Origin of the sequence: Clostridium sp. AM46-21 (assembly GCF_003480025.1) — a bacterium.
Taxonomy (GTDB): domain Bacteria; phylum Bacillota; class Clostridia; order Lachnospirales; family Lachnospiraceae; genus Coprococcus; species Coprococcus ammoniilyticus.
The window spans coordinates 1-20,638 of record NZ_QUIB01000015.1 but is presented as its reverse complement, the minus strand read 5'-3'; the positions used below and the strand labels follow the sequence as shown (position 1 = coordinate 20,638).

The 20,638-nt window shown below is 42.3% G+C and carries 19 protein-coding genes, 1 tRNA gene and 1 pseudogene; 8 read left to right on the top strand and 13 right to left on the bottom strand.

Annotated elements, in window-relative coordinates:
- Positions 1-482 precede the first annotated feature (482 nt).
- On the bottom strand, positions 483-743 hold the full coding sequence (locus tag DW959_RS10765; RefSeq protein ID WP_117785330.1) for a type II toxin-antitoxin system prevent-host-death family antitoxin: 261 nt from the start codon (positions 741-743) through the stop codon (positions 483-485).
- 195 nt (positions 744-938) lie between these two features.
- On the opposite strand from DW959_RS10765, the gene DW959_RS10760 reads away from it, so the two are divergent.
- The gene (locus DW959_RS10760; protein WP_118616111.1) at positions 939-1,517 is read left to right on the top strand and encodes a nucleoside recognition protein; all 579 of its coding nucleotides are present in this window, start codon (positions 939-941) and stop codon (positions 1,515-1,517) included.
- Positions 1,514-2,044: a nucleoside recognition domain-containing protein gene (locus DW959_RS10755; RefSeq protein ID WP_226801035.1), complete on the top strand. Its 531-nt coding sequence runs from the start codon at positions 1,514-1,516 to the stop codon at positions 2,042-2,044. Before DW959_RS10760 ends, DW959_RS10755 begins: the two co-directional genes overlap by 4 nt.
- Before the next feature lie 31 nt (positions 2,045-2,075).
- Here DW959_RS10755 and DW959_RS10750 read toward each other — a convergent pair whose 3' ends face one another.
- Entirely contained in the window at positions 2,076-3,881 is a 1,806-nt protein-coding gene (locus DW959_RS10750; RefSeq protein WP_118616109.1) for a metallophosphoesterase, read from the bottom strand.
- 260 nt (positions 3,882-4,141) lie between these two features.
- Here DW959_RS10750 and DW959_RS10745 point away from each other — a divergent pair, with 260 nt between their 5' ends.
- Positions 4,142-5,758, top strand: a complete 1,617-nt coding sequence (locus DW959_RS10745) for a CTP synthase (protein WP_117822915.1) — start codon at positions 4,142-4,144, stop codon at positions 5,756-5,758.
- Positions 5,759-6,245: 487 nt separating this feature from the next.
- On the opposite strand, the pseudogene DW959_RS10740 reads toward DW959_RS10745, so the two are convergent.
- The 3 genes and pseudogenes from DW959_RS10740 to DW959_RS10730 all read right to left on the bottom strand — a co-directional run bounded on the left by DW959_RS10740 (position 6,246) and on the right by DW959_RS10730 (position 8,826).
- Positions 6,246-8,116: pseudogene (locus tag DW959_RS10740) on the bottom strand (heavy metal translocating P-type ATPase).
- Positions 8,117-8,220: 104 nt separating this feature from the next.
- The gene (locus DW959_RS10735; RefSeq protein WP_021943627.1) at positions 8,221-8,439 is read right to left on the bottom strand and encodes a heavy-metal-associated domain-containing protein; all 219 of its coding nucleotides are present in this window, start codon (positions 8,437-8,439) and stop codon (positions 8,221-8,223) included.
- 24 nt (positions 8,440-8,463) lie between these two features.
- Positions 8,464-8,826, bottom strand: a complete 363-nt coding sequence (locus DW959_RS10730; protein ID WP_021943626.1) for a metalloregulator ArsR/SmtB family transcription factor — start codon at positions 8,824-8,826, stop codon at positions 8,464-8,466.
- 301 nt (positions 8,827-9,127) lie between these two features.
- Here DW959_RS10730 and DW959_RS10725 point away from each other — a divergent pair, with 301 nt between their 5' ends.
- On the top strand, positions 9,128-9,328 hold the full coding sequence (locus DW959_RS10725; RefSeq protein WP_008401155.1) for a DUF378 domain-containing protein: 201 nt from the start codon (positions 9,128-9,130) through the stop codon (positions 9,326-9,328).
- A 571-nt stretch (positions 9,329-9,899) separates the two neighbouring features.
- A complete protein-coding gene (locus DW959_RS14220) occupies positions 9,900-10,061 on the top strand; it encodes a hypothetical protein (RefSeq protein ID WP_182430080.1) in 162 nt (53 codons plus the stop codon).
- A 35-nt stretch (positions 10,062-10,096) separates the two neighbouring features.
- Here the strand turns inward: DW959_RS14220 and DW959_RS10720 are convergent, their stop codons facing one another.
- The 5 genes from DW959_RS10720 to DW959_RS10700 form a co-directional block, all read right to left on the bottom strand.
- Positions 10,097-11,038 (bottom strand): type II CAAX endopeptidase family protein, encoded by a 942-nt coding sequence (locus DW959_RS10720; RefSeq protein ID WP_182430079.1) that lies wholly within the window; start codon positions 11,036-11,038, stop codon positions 10,097-10,099.
- A 69-nt stretch (positions 11,039-11,107) separates the two neighbouring features.
- A complete protein-coding gene (locus DW959_RS10715; protein ID WP_008401150.1) occupies positions 11,108-11,488 on the bottom strand; it encodes a RidA family protein in 381 nt (126 codons plus the stop codon).
- A 26-nt stretch (positions 11,489-11,514) separates the two neighbouring features.
- Positions 11,515-12,627: a 3-dehydroquinate synthase gene (gene aroB, locus DW959_RS10710; protein ID WP_118616191.1), complete on the bottom strand. Its 1,113-nt coding sequence runs from the start codon at positions 12,625-12,627 to the stop codon at positions 11,515-11,517.
- A 94-nt stretch (positions 12,628-12,721) separates the two neighbouring features.
- Positions 12,722-13,555: a S1-like domain-containing RNA-binding protein gene (locus DW959_RS10705; RefSeq protein WP_021943623.1), complete on the bottom strand. Its 834-nt coding sequence runs from the start codon at positions 13,553-13,555 to the stop codon at positions 12,722-12,724.
- Complete coding sequence (locus tag DW959_RS10700) at positions 13,552-14,280, bottom strand: acyl-ACP thioesterase domain-containing protein (RefSeq protein ID WP_118616105.1); 729 nt, start codon at positions 14,278-14,280, stop codon at positions 13,552-13,554. The genes DW959_RS10705 and DW959_RS10700 overlap by 4 nt, the downstream gene beginning before the upstream one ends.
- A gap of 214 nt (positions 14,281-14,494) precedes the next feature.
- On the opposite strand from DW959_RS10700, the gene DW959_RS10695 reads away from it, so the two are divergent.
- A tRNA-Gln gene (locus DW959_RS10695) sits at positions 14,495-14,567 on the top strand.
- A gap of 462 nt (positions 14,568-15,029) precedes the next feature.
- On the opposite strand, the gene DW959_RS10690 is transcribed toward DW959_RS10695, so the two are convergent.
- Complete coding sequence (locus DW959_RS10690) at positions 15,030-15,881, bottom strand: amidohydrolase family protein (RefSeq protein ID WP_118616103.1); 852 nt, start codon at positions 15,879-15,881, stop codon at positions 15,030-15,032.
- A gap of 282 nt (positions 15,882-16,163) precedes the next feature.
- Between DW959_RS10690 and DW959_RS14645 the strand changes: the two genes are divergently transcribed.
- Positions 16,164-16,607 (top strand): N-acetylmuramoyl-L-alanine amidase, encoded by a 444-nt coding sequence (locus DW959_RS14645; protein WP_243023381.1) that lies wholly within the window; start codon positions 16,164-16,166, stop codon positions 16,605-16,607.
- Positions 16,529-16,897: an N-acetylmuramoyl-L-alanine amidase gene (locus DW959_RS14640; protein WP_347475355.1), complete on the top strand. Its 369-nt coding sequence runs from the start codon at positions 16,529-16,531 to the stop codon at positions 16,895-16,897. Before DW959_RS14645 ends, DW959_RS14640 begins: the two co-directional genes overlap by 79 nt.
- 214 nt (positions 16,898-17,111) lie before the next feature.
- Here DW959_RS14640 and DW959_RS10680 read toward each other — a convergent pair whose 3' ends face one another.
- Complete coding sequence (locus tag DW959_RS10680; protein ID WP_118616101.1) at positions 17,112-19,382, bottom strand: glycoside hydrolase family 3 C-terminal domain-containing protein; 2,271 nt, start codon at positions 19,380-19,382, stop codon at positions 17,112-17,114.
- Positions 19,383-19,569: 187 nt separating this feature from the next.
- Positions 19,570-20,511 (bottom strand): acyl-CoA thioester hydrolase/BAAT C-terminal domain-containing protein, encoded by a 942-nt coding sequence (locus DW959_RS10675; protein ID WP_182430078.1) that lies wholly within the window; start codon positions 20,509-20,511, stop codon positions 19,570-19,572.
- Positions 20,512-20,638: the final 127 nt, after the last annotated feature.

Below are 20,638 nucleotides of genomic sequence, written 5' to 3'. Positions count from 1 at the left end.
TGGAAGGACAGCCGCCTGTGCCCTGACGGTTTCCATTGCAGGAAGAGGCATTGCGGTTATTTGCATATTGCATCATGAGATTTGGCTGAGCAGGATATCTGCCGCCATTTCTGTTGCAGTTTCTATACTGTTCCAAATGAATATACCTCCTGAATTTACATATTATTCATCTCTCTATACTTTATGGGGAAAATGTGAAAATGTGACATATTACAGGATGATTGAGACGAATACATATAAAAAGAGCAGTAAATCTGATAATTTTACTGCTCTTTTTATATGTATTAATTTAACAAATTTTCTATATTTCTTGCACCATACAATAACCGTCGTACTTCCATAATATCATCAATTACCACATAATAAATCACATAATTTCTTACATAGATCCGGTAATATGGATATTCACGTTTTTTTCTGGAATGATATGGTTCAAACGCTACCGGATTGTTTAATCTGTCAAATATCTTAGCTTGTAGATTTTATCTTGCATCCATCACACTTCTTGCTTTGCTAAATACTTCTTCATGTGAAAGTCTTTTATCTGTCGCTTTTGCCTGTCTGTCAGCTTCATCAAGTTTCATTTCAACATTCTCTGTAAGATTAGCATACTCTTCCATACTTAAAACAACCATCGCCCCATATCCATTTTTCGTTAAATATACAGGCTTTCCACTATTCACAATTGTTTCAATTTCAGGGAACTTATTTCTAAGATCTGAAACCGGTCTAATCTGTATCATTTTTATCACTCCTTTTTATTCCATGCTTCTTGTTGTTAATATATTATCATTATTTTATCGTTATTCTGATATTATTGCAATATAGAATATATAAAATTCACATTGTATGAATTTAAAAATCGATAATACTATAGCATACTTCCCCCATATTCCCGCATATATTCATTATGTAAAAGCAAAATCAAAGGGGCTTCTATGATTAATCTGATCTGGGCTGCCATGATCTTAGTCGGTATTATCACCGCACTTCTGACCGGGCATATGGAAGATGTGAATGCAGGTATCATTGATGCCGGGAGTGACGCCGTTTCACTCTGTATTACCATGCTTGGAATCGTTACGATGTGGTGTGGAATTATGAAGATCGCAGAGCGCACCGGTCTGATGAAGAAATGGTCATCGAAAATGTTCCCTGTCATGAAGCTCTTATTCCCGAGACTTTCCCCGGAGCATCCGGCATATGAATATATGTGTACGAATATCATTGCAAATATCGTAGGGCTTGGGTGGGCTGCAACACCGCCGGCACTAAAGGCAATGCAGGAGCTGGCTAAGGACAACAAGGGAAGCAAATCTGCCAGCCGTGAGATGTGCGTCTTCCTGATTCTGAATATTTCTTCGCTGCAACTGATCCCGGTAAATATCATTGCCTATCGTGCAACCTATGGCTCTGAACATCCTACCGCCATTATCCTGCCCGGCATCATCGCAACGGTCTGCTCCACCGCCGTTGCCGTCCTGCTGGCTGTCATTATAAATAAGAGGGGAAAATGAATATGCTGACAACAATCTCAAACAGTATCATCCCGATGGTCATATCTGCTGTTGTGTTATATGGCTGTATTAAAAAGACGAATGTCTATGAAGATTTTATTGATGGGGCATTTGATGGAATGAAGATCGTAGTCGAATTAGTTCCAACACTGATTGGTCTATTTGTGGCTGTGCGAATCTTGAATGATTCCGGCGCCCTTGACCTGATCACAACCGCGCTGAAGCCGATTGCTTCTCTCATACATACCCCGGATTGTGTGATCCCCGTCATTATAACGAAGCTGTTCTCCTCCGGGTCTGCCACCAGTCTGATGCTAAATATCTTTAACGACTATGGACCTGATTCCAGAGAAGGACTCACCGCTGCCATTATCCTTAGCTGTACGGAATCTTTATTCTATACGATGTCTGTATATCTGATGGCTGCCAAAGTCCGCAAATCCCGATATATCATCCCCTGCGCCCTGTTGTCTCTCGGTGCAGGGATCGTCGTAAGTATCCTGCTGGCAAATATGTTAGTATCCTAGGGTACCTGTTTTTCAAGTGCCCTTTTTCTTTTTATTCTAACATCCGCATCGCTTCTTCCATCACCTGAAGCTTGTAGATCGTCTGCGCTACAAGATCTTCTCTGGCATTCACATCCGACTGGATTTCTCGCCGCTTCGTGTCCTGTAACTGATATCCGGTTCTGACTTCGTGAAGCTGCTCGCCTTTTGCAGCCAACTCGCGTTCAAGCCGTTCTGCATCTGCGCGTTCTTTTCGTATTCCGTCTGCCTTATTCTGATCGATCAGTCGCGCAAATACGTAACCGACCACAAAGCAGAGCACGATTGCAAGTATTGATGTAACCAGAAAACGAACCACATCTGTACCATTCATACGCTCTGACATTTGAATGTACGCCCGTGGCATCAGGAACAATACCATGATACAGAATATGACAAATGGAACAATGGCGGCACGGATACCGGTTCGTATCCATTTGCTTCTGTGTCTTGGTACGATCTGCGCCTGATTGTTCCGGGCAGTCAGAAGCTCCAGTTTGTTCTTCCGTTCCATTGCCCATGCTTCATTTAAGCGTTCCAGTACATCCGGACTTTCTGCCAGCCGTTCCTTTGCCTGTTCATATTCCTGAATATCCTTTGAGGTACGGAGTTTATCCATACCCTGTTTCAGATTCTCAAGCACTACCCGGATCGTTTCCTCATAAAGCCGGTCATTCATTTTCCGGCTGCTTCTGGTGTATATCTTTGATCGTTCTATAACAAGGTCAACTGCCAGCTTCGCCCCATCCTCCCGGATCGGAGAGTCGGCATCCAGTTTATCAAGCAATCGTCCAAATGCATTTCCCCGGTTTGCTTTTCTGTATTCATCATAATCCTCACGCTGATACACTTCTCCGATCAGCGCGGCAATCCGGTAAGTGGCCAGTGCCTCCTGCAAATGAAAGGTCTTCTCACATTTTTCCGGTCGTACCAGATAGATCGAATAAATATTTTTTTCTCCCTCTCTTGCAATAATACGATGCAATTCATCTGCCAGTTCTTCATCTGACATATAATTACTGACCGGATAGCGGATCGTCTTATATTCCTTTTGTGATGCAGGCACAAGCCGTACCGATACCACGCCATCTGATAACTTTCCCTGCACATAGCCATGCGGTCCGGTCTCCCTGTTATTACCCGGTTCCAGTGCCCCCGGATAGCAGATCCTGCCATTGTACATATTCTTATAGGAAGCTTCATGTCCTAATCCGATATAATCAAATCCTGCTTTCCGGATCATCGGATAATCGATCGGTATCGCACCATGATTTCCGGCATGAGCCAGCAGAATATTTGTCATCTCATCATCCGCCGGTGTCAGTTCATCTAAAACTGCCATCTGCGCTCCGGCACTATAATAGCCGGCACAATAAAGTACCGCATTTTTTTTCGGAAACCGGATAACATCGATCATGGCAGTTGCATTTTCATGCTTTACTCCATATATTGCAGAGCCTGCCGGAACCGGATTCCGATACTCGCTGCAGCCTGCCACATAAATATTTGACCGGAAAGAATAGCCCGTAAGTGCACTATCTGATTTCATGTAATCATGATCTCCCTGACAATAAATGACCGCCGTTTTATCAAGCGGCAGAAATATCTCATCAATCCACGCAAGATCTTCTTCTGTTGCCGGATGGTCAAAGAGATCCCCTGTGATAAATACAAAATCAGCCTGTAATTTTCCTGCATCAGAAACAACCTGTTTCAAGGTCGTTATCCCGTCCTTTTCACAGGTCTGTCCGAACAGTAATTTGTCTGCTTTTCGTCCGATATTCACATCACTGATATGGATAAACTGAATTGCTCCCATCGAGATCTCCCGTCTTCTCACTTCATTTTCCTGTCAAATGTATATTTTTAACTTTATTTTCTAAAGTTTGTAAATATTTTTCCATAATTTTATTAAGTTTGACTTCTTATATACTATCATACCATATTTTTATGCCGGATACATCCTGTTTTTCGATACGGCTGATTGACTTTTGAAAAATGCTCTCGTATAATAATGAGTGTTTTTTTAATGAGAGCGTATGTCTATGCGTTTTTAGAATATATCAGGAGGAAATTATTATGCCTATTAAGTACGTGTTTGTCACAGGCGGTGTCGTATCCGGTCTTGGTAAAGGTATCACTGCTGCCTCCCTTGGTCGTCTGCTCAAAATGAGAGGCTACAAGGTTACCAGCCAGAAATTCGATCCATACATCAACATGGATCCGGGTACCATGAACCCGATTCAGCATGGTGAAGTATTCGTAACCGATGATGGTGCGGAGACGGATCTGGATCTTGGTCATTATGAGCGTTTTATCGATGAAAGTCTGAATAAGAATTCGAATGTTACGACCGGTAAGATTTACTGGAGTATCTTACAGAAAGAACGCCACGGCGACTTCGGCGGACACACCGTACAGGTAGTTCCACATATAACAAATGAAATTAAAGAGCGCTTCTATCGGAATCCGGATGCAAAAGATACCGAGGTTGCGATCATCGAAATTGGCGGTACGGTCGGCGATATCGAGAGCCAGCCTTTCTTAGAGGCAATCCGTCAGTTCACACATGACGTCGGACATGAGAATTGCATTATGATCCACGTTACTCTGATTCCTTATCTGAAAGCTTCCGGTGAATTAAAGACAAAGCCAACGCAGGCGAGTGTTAAGAACCTGCAGGGAATGGGTATCCAGCCGGATATTCTGGTCTGCCGTTCTGATTATCCACTGGATCAGGGCTTAAAGGATAAGATTGCATTATTCTGTAATGTACCTAGCCAGAATGTCATCCAGAATCTGGATGTTGATGTATTATATGAAGTTCCTCTCGCTATGGAGAAAGAGCATCTCGCTGATGTTGTATGCAAATGCTTACACATGGATTGTCCTGCTCCGGAACCACATGCATGGAAGGAATGGAATGATATGATCACTGCATGGAAGAATCCGGAAAAAAAGGTTCGTGTTGCTCTCGTCGGCAAATATGTCTCACTGCATGATGCATACATTTCCGTTGTTGAATCCTTAAAGCATGCCGGTGTTGCAAACGATGCCGAGGTCGAGATCAAATGGGTAGATTCCGAACTTGTAACTCCTGAAAATGTGGAAGAAACACTGGGTGACGTCGATGGAATCCTCGTTCCGGGCGGTTTTGGTGACAGAGGTATCGAAGGCATGATCACCGCAATCCAGTATGCAAGAGAGAAAAAGGTTCCTTACCTTGGTCTGTGTCTCGGTATGCAGCTCACGATCGTTGAATTTGCAAGACATGTCCTTGGTTATGCAGATGCACACAGCTCAGAATTCAATCCAAACTCTTTCCATCAGGTTATTCATATCATGCCGAATCAGCATGATGTAACAGATCTCGGTGGAACATTAAGACTTGGTTCTTACCCATGTGTACTCAGCAAAGATTCCAAATCCTATGAGCTCTATGGCACAGAATACATCCATGAGCGTCACAGACATAGATATGAAGTCAACAATGACTACCGTAAGGCTTTAACAGATAATGGTATGGAACTGGTTGGTCTCTCTCCTGACGGTCACATCGTTGAGATGATCGAGATTCCGGATCATCCTTGGTTCATCGGAACTCAGGCACATCCGGAATTCAAGTCCAGACCAAATAAAGCACATCCGCTTTTCAAAGGCTTTGTTGCTGCGGCACTCGCTCACGAAGAGCAGTAGTTTATGCGAACACTTTACAACTGGTGTGTTTTCATAAATCTATGAAAAAAAGAAGATCGTCTTACCTATTATTACGCAAGTCGTTTGCACTCTATTTCAACGCAACGGTACTAAGCTCCTCGCCTTTGGCGACTCACTAAGAACCGGCGTTGAAACAGGCTTGCTTCATAATAGTAAGACGGTCTTCTATTTTTATTCAAATTCTCAATATGAAAACACACCAGTTATAAAGTATTCGCTTTCGAATCATCTTGATTTATTCATAGATCTATAGTTTGAAACGCTCTCGTCATAAGCAACAAATTAAAAATACCATATAAAAGAAATGAGACATCTATATTTTATGTAGCAGACCTATTCGAACGCCGGTTCTTAGTGAACTGCCATAGGCAGTGAGGTTAGAACCGCTGCGTGAGAATAGAACGAAAGTGTTCTGCGTAATAAAGATATAGATGTCTCATGCTTATATGGTATTTTTATTTATACATCATGGCTTCAGCGCGCGGGTTGCGTTGATGATCGCGAGGAAGGCAACACCGACATCGGCGAATACCGCTGCCCACATATTTGCAAAACCAAGGGCACCGAGTACCATAACAATGATCTTGACAGCAAGTGCAAACACAATGTTCTGCTGCACGATACGAACCGTCTTTCTGGCAATTGCATATGCTACGGCAATCTTGCCCGGATCATCATCGATCAATACGATGTCTGCTGCTTCGATCGCAGCATCCTGACCCATAGCTCCCATTGCGATACCGACATCGGCACGCATAAAACAGGCGCATCATTGATTCCGTCACCGGTGAAGATCAATGTACTGTCTTCATCCTTCTCGCGGAGAAGCTGTTCTACTTTATCTACCTTATCCCCCGGCATCAGCTCTGCACATACAGTATCAATGCCAAGCTCTTTTGCTACACTGTCAGCAACCTCTTTCTTATCACCGGTCAGCATAACAACATTATCAATTCCACATTTCTTGATTGATGCGATCGCATCCTTAACGCCATCCTTGATCTCATCAGCGATCGTGATACATCCCTTATATGCACCATTTTCCGCTACGAAAAGGACTGTTCCAACCTTGGATGGCTGTTTTACTCCTGCCATGGATATCTTCCTGGAATCCAAAAGCTTTTTATTTCCGACTAACACTTCTTTTCCATCTTTTAAGACCTTGATACCCATTCCGGAGATTTCCTCATATCCATCGAGGTGGTCGATCTGTACCGTTCCCTTATATGCAGCCTTGATCGATGCTGCGATCGGATGGTTGGAGTAATACTCGCCATATGCTGCAAGCTCCAGAAGATCATCTTCACTGATTCCATTTGCGCATGTCTCTACAACCTTGAATACACCCTTTGTCAGAGTTCCGGTCTTATCAAATACGGCAATCTTTGCTTTACCCAGAAGCTCCAGATAGTTACTTCCTTTTACAAGGATACCTGCCTTGGATGCTCCGCCGATTCCACTGAAGAAACTAAGTGGAATGGAGATGACCAATGCACATGGACAGGATACTACCAGAAAGATCAGTGCCCGGTGAAACCATTTGCCAAATTCACCTACAAAGATCGGCGGAATGATCGCTACTGCAAGTGCAAGGAAACATACGATCGGTGTATAGTATTTTGCAAATCTGGTAATGAACTGCTCGTACTGTGCTTTTCTCGTACTTGCATTTTCCACCAGTTCCAAAATCTTCGATACGGTCGAATCGTCAAATTCCTTTGATACCTTGACACGAATCACACCGTTCTGGTTAATCACGCCACTTAACACTTCGTCACCAACAGACAGCTTTCTAGGTACGGATTCACCGGTAAGCGCTGCTGTATCTACAAATGTTTCACCTTCGATGACAGTACCGTCGAGAGGAACTTTTTCACCCGGCTGTACGATGATGATATCACCGATCGCAACTGTCTCCGGTTCTACCTGAACGATCTGTCCGTCTTTTTCAATATTTGCATATTCCGGCATAATGTTCATCAAATCTGTGATACTGGCTCTTGATCTGTTGACTGCATATTTCTGGAACCATTCTCCGACCTGATAGAACAGCATAACGGCTGCCGCCTCGCCAAATTCTCCGGTTCCGTATGCGCCTACAGTTGCAACTGCCATCAGGAAGTTTTCGTCAAATACATGACCCTTGCTGATATTTTTGATTGCCTTTAAAAGGACATCATATCCTGCCATCAGATATGGTACTGCGAACATCGCAGCCTTTACAACTGTATCCCACACTCCATTCAAATGGATGAGCTTCTCTGCAATCTCGCATACGATAAATACCACCAGTGCAACGATGATTCGAATTAACATCTTTTTCTGCTTCTTACTCATAATCCATCACCTTTTTTCTGCTATCTGCGATAATTTTCTTATTTTATCTTCTCTTTCAGCTTATGTAAATCTGTAACGTCTTAATGTTCAGATCTGCATTATTTCTAATATTCGATCGTAGCTTCCTCATCAATGCTCTTGATGATCTTTTCTGCCTGCTTTAAGATCTCGTCTAATTTATCTTCGTCTGCGTCTAATGTAAGTTTCTGTGCCATAAAGCTGATAGATGCGCTGTTAACACCCGGTAACTTGCTGATCTGCTCCTCCATCTTTGCTGCACAATTTGCGCAATCTACATCACTTAAATTATATCTCTTCTTCATAATATCTACCTTTAACCTTTCTTATTATTCAAATATATGCTCAAGTCCCATTCGCATGATCACTGCTACATGGTCATCGGCAAGCTCATAAAACATATTCTTTCCGGCTCTGCGGTTCTTGATCAGCTTCGCCTGTTTTAACACTCTTAATTGATGAGAAATGGCAGATGCATTCATTCCAAGCTCTTCTGCGATGTCACCAACACTTTTTTCATGATCCAGCAGTGTGTATAAGATCTGGATTCTGGTAGAATCGCCAAATACTTTAAACAACTCGGCCAGATCATACAGATTCTCTTCGTCCGGCATCATCTCATTAATCTCAGCGGTGATCTCAGCAATATCGTTCTCTTTGCATTCACATGCTTCCCTGCTGTCCGTATTCATTCTGTTCCTCCTCTCGTTGTTTTATTGAACATTTGAATATCTGTTCATATGTTGTTTTTAATATAACATTATGTTTGTACCCTGTCAACTGATTTTTATATTTGCTTCAAATAAATTTTTGTCGCCAGATTCATTATGTTATATTTTTTCTTTTTATACCTTCATCCTATGTATACATTTTCCCTTATAATGGCAGTATATTTTTTTCATGTTCGCACAAACTAGAGATATGGAACCATTAATTTTGCGACGCCTTGCCAAAAACTAATGTCCAAATAATTAGAAATCAGAGAGGAATGCCATGAAAGTATTTAATGTTATTTGTCTTACTCTTGTGATCGTTGGGGCGATCGTTTGGGGTATCATCGGAATCTTTAATTTTAATCTTGTAGATGCTTTATTCGGAACCGGCTCCGCCTTTTCCAGAATCATCTACACACTCGTTGGTATCGCCGGGCTGTACCTGATCTCCTTCTACGGTCTGATCTGCAACGAGGACTAGCCGAACGAAAAATACACCATTTACCTTTACGGGATTATCCAATTTCTGCTATTGATATCTCCACTATGATAAACTCGCTCGCTTCCTATTCGATGCATATGTCTGATTCGTAAATACTCCTGTGCCAACTCGCCTTCGGCTCAAACAGGCACTCGTATTTACTGACAATATGCATCTCATAACGAAACTCTCGCGAACGTTTTTCATAGTGGAAACACCAACACCCGAAACTGGATAAATCCCTGTATATCGAATGGTGTATTTTTCTGTTCATCATCTTAGCTTTTTATTGTTTCTGCGGGGGGATTTTTTCTGCTGTAATCATTCCTGCTATACACAGTCCGCTCACTTTTTAAACTCGTAAACATTTGCGAACATTTTTTCACTCATTTACATATAACGACAAAACGCCCACCAAATAAATGCTATCTGGTATCTGATAGAATTATTTTGGTAGGCGTTCTAAAAAGAAATATCAGCTATCGTCATTCCGCAGTTTTATTTTTGTTGATTCTTAAGGATTCTCTGCGTTTTAATATCTGCCTGAAAAGACATTTGTGGAGTTTTCGTTATGAGATGTACATTGTCAGCGAATGCGAGTGCTTGTTTGAGTCCGAAGGACGAGTTAGCACAGGAGCATGAGCGAATCAGACATGTACAGATCATAGAAAACGGAACAAGTCTTTGCAGACAGGTATTCAAACAAAGGGAATCCTTAAGCTCAATACCTTAAACTTCTGCAGAATGGGGATAGCTGATGTTTTATGCTTAAAATAAAAATTCTTCGACAACGCAGCGGATCAGGCAGTAGAGGATGACCACGATCATAAGCGGGGTAAGCAGTCGAAGCTTTTTGCCATTTTCATCGTACCGATTAAAAGGTTCGGTGAATACAGCGGCGAAGCTCTCCTTTCTGCCATTTATGACTGCAAGCAGATAAATAATTCCTGCTGATATTACAGTGCCAACCAGTGCCATAGGTATATATGCCCGGATCGTGCTGAGCAGCATCGTCTGTGTTACTTCTGTATTTTCTGCCTGATCTTTTAACGCCGGAATGATATTTGCAATATGCTTTATAACAACAGAAAAACCATTGATCAGAAAATGCATGATCATTGTTGGAATAATGCTTCCGGTTGCTTCTACAACAAATCCAAAGATCAGACCGATCACAACCGCATATGCCATCTGATTAAAATTCATATGCATCAGTCCAAATAAAAAGCCTGACATCAATATGGCCTTTAATCTGCCGGCTTCATGAAAGCTTCCGAACATAACACCACGATACGCCAGTTCTTCTATCACACACGGCAAAAATGCCATGAAAAAAAGCGAAGTTCCAAGTGTATTATGATCAACCAATGCTGAAGCTGCATTACTGATCTCATTTCGCACAAATAACATTGAAATTGCATTTAACAATGTAATAAGTGGCTCCATAAACAGAACCAGCGGTGGAAGCAGCAGGAGTGTCAACGGATGAAATTTCCGAAACCAGATGATATCCTTTACATGCTTTCTCATGATGAACAGATATAACACTGTTGGTACAAATATCAGGCTCTGACTGAATAATATGTTTTGTTTTATCGTGATGCCGGAAAACAGATCTGTAAATAACGCCAGCACCGTTACGACCTCGTAAACTGCGATCAATGCTGTAAACAAACATTCAGCTCCAAAAATTTTCTTTCTTGTCTCCATATACCCTCTTATAATAATGTGGCAGATATCATTCATACATCTGCCACACCATCATTTTATAATCTTTATTTATACAACTGCTACTGCTTCGATCTCAATCAGTACGTCTTTTGGAAGTCTTGCAACTTCTACACAAGAACGTGCAGGGAAATCTTTGTTGAAATATTCTTTGTAAATATCGTTGATAATTGAGAACTGGTTCATATCCTTAATAAATACTGTAGTCTTTACAACCTTGTCACAGGATGAACCGGATGCCTCGATCAGATTCTTCAGATTTGAGATTGCCTGTTTTGCCTGAACTGTGATATCTCCTTCTACTAACTGATTCGTTGCAGGATCGATCGGAACCATTCCTGATGTAAATAAAAATCCGTTAGCAACGATTGCCTGTGAATATGGTCCGATTGCCTGTGGTGCTTTCTCTGTGCTGATTATCTTCTTATCCATTTTTATATCCTCCTGAAATTTAATGCCTACATCTCCATAATAATCTCTCTTGCCAGACTCTCCGGTATGGCTTTTGCGTACTGGTCACCATCAAATACCTCGATCGCGCCGATTCCATGCTGTAAAACGAAACGCAAATGTCCGTCTCTGACCTTCTTATCGGTATACAGCTTCTTAACCAGAGCGTCACGGTCAATATAATCCGGAATCTCCGTTGGAAGATCTGCCTGCTTCAACATGGCAACCATAGCTGCTTCATCCTCTGCTGTACAGTAGCCAAAATATTCTGCCATCTTCACCTCTGCAACCAGACCGATCGCAACGGCTTCTCCATGCAGCAGCTTATAATCACTGACTGTCTCGATGGCTCTTCCAACCGTATGTCCAAGGTTCAAAACCTCACGCAAACCGCTTTCCCGCTCGTCCTTCATAACGACCTGATATTTGATCTCGCAGTTCTTCTCCGCGATATGTCTGCATACCTCGTCCTTTACTGCAAGCACATCTTTGATATGCTCTGACAGATAATCGAAGAATTCCCTGTCTGCAAGGCAGGCATGCTTGATCGTCTCTGCAAGACCTGAAGATAACTGTCGCTGTGGAAGTGTCTTCCATGTTGCGATATCCAGATATACCTTCTGCGGCTGATTAAACAGTCCGATCAGATTGGTTGCAAGCGGTGTATCGACCGCTGTCTTTCCTCCCACGGATGCATCCGCGGCCGCAAGTAACGTCGTTGCATAATTGATAAATGGAATTCCTCTGCCATAGGTTCCGGCTACAAATCCTGCAAGATCTGTCACCACACCACCGCCAACGGCGATAATGCAGCAATCTCTCCGATATCCCTTTGCAAGCATGGTATCTTCTACATACTCCTTTGTCGCTCTGGTCTTGCTCAGTTCTCCTGCCGGAAAACTGATAAGATCTGCCTTGTATCCTGCTTCTTCAAGCATCTTATAAATCTTGTCCGCATACAGCTCTTTTACATTGCTGTCTGTAACTACTACAAATTTAGATATTTTTCCAACCAGACCGGCCTTCAGATCATCAATCAGCTTCTGTTCCAGCTCATATCCGATTTCAATCTCATAGCTGTCATCTACTACTTTTTTTAATTCAACCTTGAAATTACTCATATTCATCCTTTCATTTCCTGGTACTTTTCAGCCATATAACATGCACAGCTGTCTTTTTGTTTCTCCTGAACATTCCTTCTCATTTATGAATACATTATTTGATGATAATGTTCTTCTCTGTGATCCGGATCTTACCCTCTTTTAACAGATGTCCGACCGCACGCTTAAATGCATTCTTGCTGAGTCCGAACTCTTTCTCGATCACTTCTTTATCTGCCTTGTCATTAAATGGTAAGGTTCCTCCATAGCTTTCGATGATATTGTATACCATCTCGCTGTCATTGTTGATCTGTTCACGGATCGGCTTCTGTAAACTCAGATTGAGTTTGCCGTCTTCTCTGACATTTGCCACACGGGCTTCTACCGTCTCACCCACATTGATCCGGGAATGGATCTCCTTCATCGGGATCAGGGCTGAATAACGATTATCAACCGCAACAAAGGCTCCCAGATTCTGATTAAATTCAAATACCGTTCCACTTACGGAATCCCCTGCCTTATATGGGGACTGTGTCTCCAGATAGGCATATACCTTCATGCTGACGCACAAACGCTTGGAACGATCCTCATACATCCGGACCAGATACGACTGACCTTCCCTTACCTTGCTTGTCTGCTCTTTAAAAGGAAGCAGGATATCTTTTTCCAGTCCCCAGTCCATAAATGCACCGATGCCTGTCACATTGACACATTTTAATACTGCAAGTTCTCCCATCGTTATGATCGGATGATTTGTTGTTGCGATCAGACGATCTGCGGAATCACGATAGATAAATACATCTAACTGATCTCCCATTCTTGTTCCCGCAGGTACCTGTTTCTTCGGAAGCAGAACTTCCTCGTCATCGTATTTTTTCTCGGCAAGGTAAATGCCGAAATCTTTCTCTTTTACAACCTCTAAATGGTTCCATTCGCCAATCTTGATCATGCTGTCTGTCTCCCCGTTCTCTTTGTTTTAAATTCTACTATACATCTGGTCTGATCTTCTTCATCTGCAAATACAAACTGTATCAGATCATCTCTTTCTGCTTTCTTTATTACGATACATTCATCTTTTACAAACTGCCGCTTATACTCGCTTCTGATCTGACAGATCATGTCATCCGAATCGATATATTCCAACGCCAGCGCAATATATGCTTCATTATTCATGTGGTAATTCGAATCAATCTGATAAGGCAGAACAACCCTTCTGTCTGTCTCTTCCATGCCTTCGATCAGCCGGATCTTTCTCGGAGCATATTCCATCGGAAGCTTTTCTGCAAGAGGATATGCTGCTCCTACTTCAGGCTCAATTCTTACAGGACGAAGCGTATCAGTATCAATATAACTCCACTGGGAAGCTGCCTGTACAATATTCGCTCCATTCTCATCCCGAATAACTATATTACGATATCCCATGGAACCTTTAAAATCATATGCCCAGGTTCCAACCCTGATCTTCTCCTGTAATACCGGATACCGCTCCACATCAATCTGCCACGAGATCAGAAACCATGCCCGGTTATGGTCCTTCAGATATTCAATTCCAATTCCTGCCTGTTCTGAATCGAAGATCGCACAATCCTGAAAGTAATTTGCTATCGTTGCCGCATTTGCTTCCTGTCTTCCATGCGTTTCGCTGTATCTTACGATCGCATCAAAACTGTACATATGTATTCTCCATTTCCTATTATAATGTCATCTCCACAAGTGCTCCCATTATACAACAGCCGGGCTATTATTTCTACCTGGATTTTCTATTTCCATTGATTTTTATTCTCAAATTTTTCGTGTTCATTGCGTATAAATAACTTTTTGTAATTTTTTTAAAAAAGTGCTTGCTTTTTTCAAACTGTTATAATATAATATCATCTGTTGACAGCAATGGGCTATCGCCAAATGGTAAGGCACTGGACTCTGACTCCAGCATTTTCAAGGTTCGAATCCTTGTAGCCCAGCTCTTAAGAACCAGATGTGATCTGGTTCTTTTTTTGTGCAATCAATCATCATGCAGAAATTGTGCTTGCAACGCAAGAGCACAAATTTCTATATGATGGTCAATGTTCATCGAGTCGTTAGACGAGAGGAACCTGATTGCACAAAATTGTTTTCAATTTGACGACCGCTAATCATCGAGTCGTTAGACGAGAGGAACCTGATTGCACAAGAAAGGGAAAGGGACCGCCATCTTACAGGCAGTCCCTTGTATTTATGAATATTTTTTTGTGAAAAAAACAACGACTTAAATTTCGGATGTCTTAGGAGCTATCTTCTCTCCTTTTCTTATTGTAACAAAATTGTAACACATTTTTAATTTTTGCGCAATGTCTATTTTTACTAATTTATCGGAAATTTATTTTACTTTTATGTATGAATCCTCTAATGCTTTCAAATATATTGTATATTTCATTTTATATTTTCTATTCTGCATCCGGCAGTCCCAAAAGCTGCAATGCATTTTCTCCAAGGATCTTTTTCTTGTCTTCATCTGATAACGGAAGTGCCTGTATGTCCTTTATGGCCCGCTTCTGATCTGTCCACGGACTGTCTGTTCCAAATACGATCCGGTCTGCTCCATGTGCTCTGATCAGTTTCAGGAACATCTCCTCCGATGCCAGCTTCCAACGATGTTCAGCACCCGAAAGCCATGCAATCTCTCCATAGGAAAATGCTGTATCCATATATACATTTCTTCCGCACAGCTTCGCAAGTACCTCGTCCCAGAGATTCCAGCCACCCATATGTGCAAGAACGAGCCGCTCCGGCTGAACCTCATCTAATACTTCGCACACCATGTCCGGTGTACAATGTGTTACAGATGGAAGTCCGATATCTACTCCGGCATGAACCACAACGACCAGACCAAGCTCTGTTGCGTAACTGATGATCCGTTTATAACGGATATCATTGAACATGGCATTCTGATAATCCGGATGCAGCTTAATTCCCTTTAATCCGGCAGACTTGATACCATTTAAAATCTCTTTATAGTTATCATTTCCGGGATGGATTCCACCAAATGACCAGACCCCACTGCCCGTAAACTGGGCTGTTACTGCCTTTGCTACGGTATTGATCCGCTCCACCTGATGAGATGCGGTTACAACAGGAAGGACAACAGAGATATCAACGCCGCTTTGCGCCATTGAATGCTGCAAGCCTGCAAGTGTACCATCTGATGCCGGCTTTGTCTTTGATCTACTTACTAACAGTTCAAGTGTCTTTGAAGCTATTTTATCCGGATATGTGTGAGTATGAAAATCTACGATCATCTTTTATTCCTTTTCTTATCTTCTCCCTGCCACCCTATATTAGGGTAACACTCATATTTTCATTTGACAATATTGAAATCTTTAGAAATTTATCGGTTTCTTTTGGTTTTTTCTATATAAATTGCTGTATTATGTCACCTGTCATTCCATCTTTCTTCGTATATTGCCCATATACACAAATATTAAATCTTTTCCAGCATATTGAAAATCCGGTCATTTTAGAGTATCTTAGTTGAGAATAAACTAGAAACAGAAAGGGCTGCTCCGGCAGTTTTATACATTATGGCTGGAAAAACAAAAAAGAAACTGACCGTTACACAGATGCGGTCTGTCATAAAATTCCTGATCGGTGTCAACATCGTCCTGCTCATCGCCGTTATCGTTCTGTCCGTCCTGTTGGCGGTCAGTCGGTCAAAAAGCAGCAAGGATGCTGTCTCGATCATAAAACCGGACGGAAAATACACAGTCTGTCTGGATCCGGGACATGGCGGTTCTGATATCGGTGCAACCGGAATTAATAATATTCATGAAAAAGACGGAAATCTGAAGCTTTCCTTAAAGGTTGCAAAACTATTAAAGAAAAACGGAGTAAAAGTTGTCATGACGCGTGATGATGATTCTACCGTTCTTCCGAAGAACGTGCTGCGATTGCAAATGACTGCGACGCAGATCTCTATCTGGCACTCCACAGGAACTATGCAGCAAATCCTGAGGCCTGTGGTGTAGAAGCATGGATCTACAGCTCCGGTTCCGAAAAGAATCACGCAATCGCAGAAACCATCCTGTCCAATCTGGAAAAGGTCGGAATCTCCGATAACCGTGGTGTCCGTACCGGAACACAGTTTGACAGTGACAACGATTACATCGTTATCAAACAGACAAATATGACAAGTCTGATCATCGAGATGGGCTTTATCAGCAACGAAAAAGACGTAGCGCTCTACGATGATAACATGGACGATTACGCCGCCGCGATCGCAAACGGCATAATAGAATGGCTCAACGAATATCAATAAAACAATGCCGATATGAACGATCTGCATGCCGGTACTATGAACATCACGTTTGCCTACCTTCTTTCATACTATTTTATATGCATATGTCTCCGCTGCGATAAAGTCGTTTGCAGCTCCGACATAGCACAAAATTGTATGAAAATCAGTCGGCTGCACTATGGATGTTTCATAGTACCGGCAGGCAGTTTGTTCATACCGGCATTTTATCTATTCATTATTTTATTGTTATGGTTGTTACCGATCGAATATCAGAAACAGAACTTCCGATATAGATCGTATAACTTCCTGCTATGACCTTCCACGCATCCGTCTTCTCATCAAAATGACGAAATGCATCTGCTGTCAATTCAAATTCCGCATACTTTGTTTCTCCCGGTGCAAGTGATAACTTGCAGAAGCCCTTCAGCTCCTTCACAGGATTCTCCGGACTTACCTCCGCTTCTCCGACATACAGCTCTACCGTCTCTTTTCCGGCAAGCTTTCCGGTATTTGTTACCGGGATCTGTACCTTAAATGTCTGACCATCCGGCTCTTTTACCTGCATATCTCCATAGGAAAATGTCGTATAAGATAATCCATGGCCAAATGGGAACTGTACCGGGATCTGATATTTGTCATAATACCGATATCCGACAAATACACCTTCTCTGTATGTTTCCGTCAATTTTGCATTCATTCTTTCATGTTCTTCTTCCGTTAAGGTTCTTCCGGGGAAATCTCCAAAAACCATCGCCGGTACCTGATCAAGAGATTTCGGCATGGTCATCACAAGTTTACCGGATGGATTTACTTCACCAAACAGGATTTCACCGAGTGCTCTGCCGCCTTCCATTCCTGCATAACTCATCCATACAATTGACTTTGCATCATCGATCCATGCACTCATATCAACCGGATTCCCTGCCATCATAACAATGACCATATTCGGATTCACTTTTAAAAGCTCCGTAATCAATTCATCTTGATGATATGGAAGTGTAAGATCCGGTCTGTCGTATCCTTCTTCATCTGTATCATGATTTAAACCGCCAACAAAGAGCACATCATCATATTCAGAAGCAAGTGCAACTGCTTCTTCACGAAGTGCCTTCTGGATCTTCTGTCCTTCCGGATCATTTCCTTCATAAGCACCCTGCTCCGATGCCAGTTCATCCAGACTTACCTCCTGCCAGTTCAGTACCTGCTGTCTGTTCTTATCCGGTACATAATAACCTTCTGCATAGGTCACTTCGCAGTTACCGCCAAGCTCCATCTTAATGCCAAGCAGTGGATTGATCTCATAAAGTGCCGCAATCTCCGCACTTCCGCCACCATTTGAATGAAGCTTTGCTGCATTATGTCCGATCACCAGAAGCCGATGTGTCTTCTCAGGGGCAAGCGGCAGTCTCTGATCTTCATTCTTTAATAGTACAATTGATTCTCTGGCTGTCTCTAACACTGCATCCTGATGCGCCGAAGTATCATAACTTCCTTTCTTCCGGCTCCAGTCACGAACCGCATAGACGGCCGGCTTCTGTTCCGTGCAGCCAGCATATGTAGCCGTCTGTTCATTGTACCCACTTTGGGCTTCTACAATATCGATCATCTTGACACGGAGCATGAATCGAAGAATACTCTTTACCTTTTCATCAACTCTTTCCTCTTCGATCTCGCCATTCCTTACCGCATTTAACAATGGATCTGCCATGCAGTATTCATCGAAATTTGCATAGATCGACATCTCTACATCGATCGGGCTTTCTGCGGCAGCCTTTGTATCGTGGATGCCGCCCCAATCAGAAACAATCAGACCGTCATAATTCCATTCTTTCCGCAGTATCTCACCGAGCAGTTCATTATTTTCACAACAATGGACTCCACGGAACAGATTATAAGCACCCATAATAGATCTTACATTTGCTTTCTTTACTGCAGCTTCAAACGCAGGCAGATAGATCTCACGGAGCGTCCGTTCATCGATCTCGACATTTACCCAGTTCCGTTCTGTTTCCTGATTATTAACAGCAAAATGTTTTACACAGGCACCCACGTCAGAACTCTCGATCCCCTTGATCACCGGAACTGCCATCTCCGATATCAGAAATGGATCTTCACTGAAATACTCAAAATTTCTCCCGCAAAGCGGCGTCCGCATAACATTAACACCCGGCGCAAGTATGATATCCTTGCCACGTCCTCTGGCTTCTTCACCAAGTACCGTTCCTGATTTTTCTGCCAGCTCCCGGTTCCATGTTGCTGCAATCGCACTGTTGCTCGGACAGTATGTAACGCCATCATCATTATGTCCAGCTCTGCCCCAATTATCATTAAAAAATTCGAACCGCACCCCGGTCGGACCATCCGACATCACGATTGGGGGGATTCCAAGTCTTTCTACTGCCCCGGTGCGGAACAGACCCGCACCATGGATCATCTTTATTTTTTCTTCTAATGTCAGTTCATTTACTAACTGATTGATCTTTCTTTCATAATCTTTGTGAAACATCGTATTTTTCCTTTCTGTCCAGATATTTACAACCCTTATCTGCAAACGATACGGTTGCTGCAGGCTGTATGAACCGTTGTGTCGGCTTTCACTTCAAGTTCCGTCCCTCTGCCTGCTCAAATGCTTTATTTATAGCATCTATTCTATTCTGATTTTAATCCCTCCCCGATGCAATCGTCAATGCAAATCATTCCACACTGAAACTTTCTTTAAAAAATGATACCATCTTATTCCAGCTTTTCGCTCTTGCCTTCCGGCAACCCTCCGGATATTTGGCTTCCATTGTCATAAAGTGTGCCAACATCCGGTTCATCTTCTCTTCTCCACCAATTCCCGACAACGCTTTCTCCGGCATCGTCAGACAATGACCTGCTTCCGGATAAATCACACATTCGTATCTGTAAGGGAAATGAACCTCTTCTAACTTTCTCATGATTCTTGGAAATGCTTCATCCGACGGCCATGTATCATCATATTCCGGTGCAAGCAACAACACATCGCCCTGTATATTTTCCACCTTGATCCGGCTGGCATCCGTACGGTCTTTAAAACATTCATTATAGTAAAAACGGTTCATCGCTTTCGATCCGTAATTCGGATTCTTTTTCCATGCCCGTAAGGTCGAACCTAAATGAGACAATGCCTCTGCTTGCTCATATGGTATATCTTTCCCATGATAACTGAAATATGATTTATGCTGTCTGACTACCATATGTTTGCAGCCCTCTACTACAAAGTCAAATCCCGATACCGATACCACACAGGATATATCCGGTATCAATGATGCACACAATAACGTATATGCTGCACCAAGAGATAATCCTGTCATTCCGATGCTGGTAATCTTGATCGGACAATTATTCTTTAACCAATGAACCGCCCGCTCTGCATAATCAACCGGAATAAATACCGTATCCTTTGAAAGCGGCGGCCACAGATAGAATCCAACCGATAACACACTAAATCCTTCCTCTGCGAGAAGCTTCGCGCGTGCTTCTACAAAATCCCGTTTCTCTGCACTTCCACCGACAAATATAACTGCTTTATCTGCATACTTTGTTCCCGGAAAAAAGGTTCCAAGAAATCCTTCCTTTTCTAATGTACACTGTAAATTCTGCTGTGCTTCCATGTATGTATCTCTCCCTTTCATGTTAGTTTAAACTAACAAAAGTATATCACATTAACACTAAAATACTATAGTTTTTATAAATCTAATTAATGTTACATAAATAAAAGGACATTCCTTGATGTCCTTT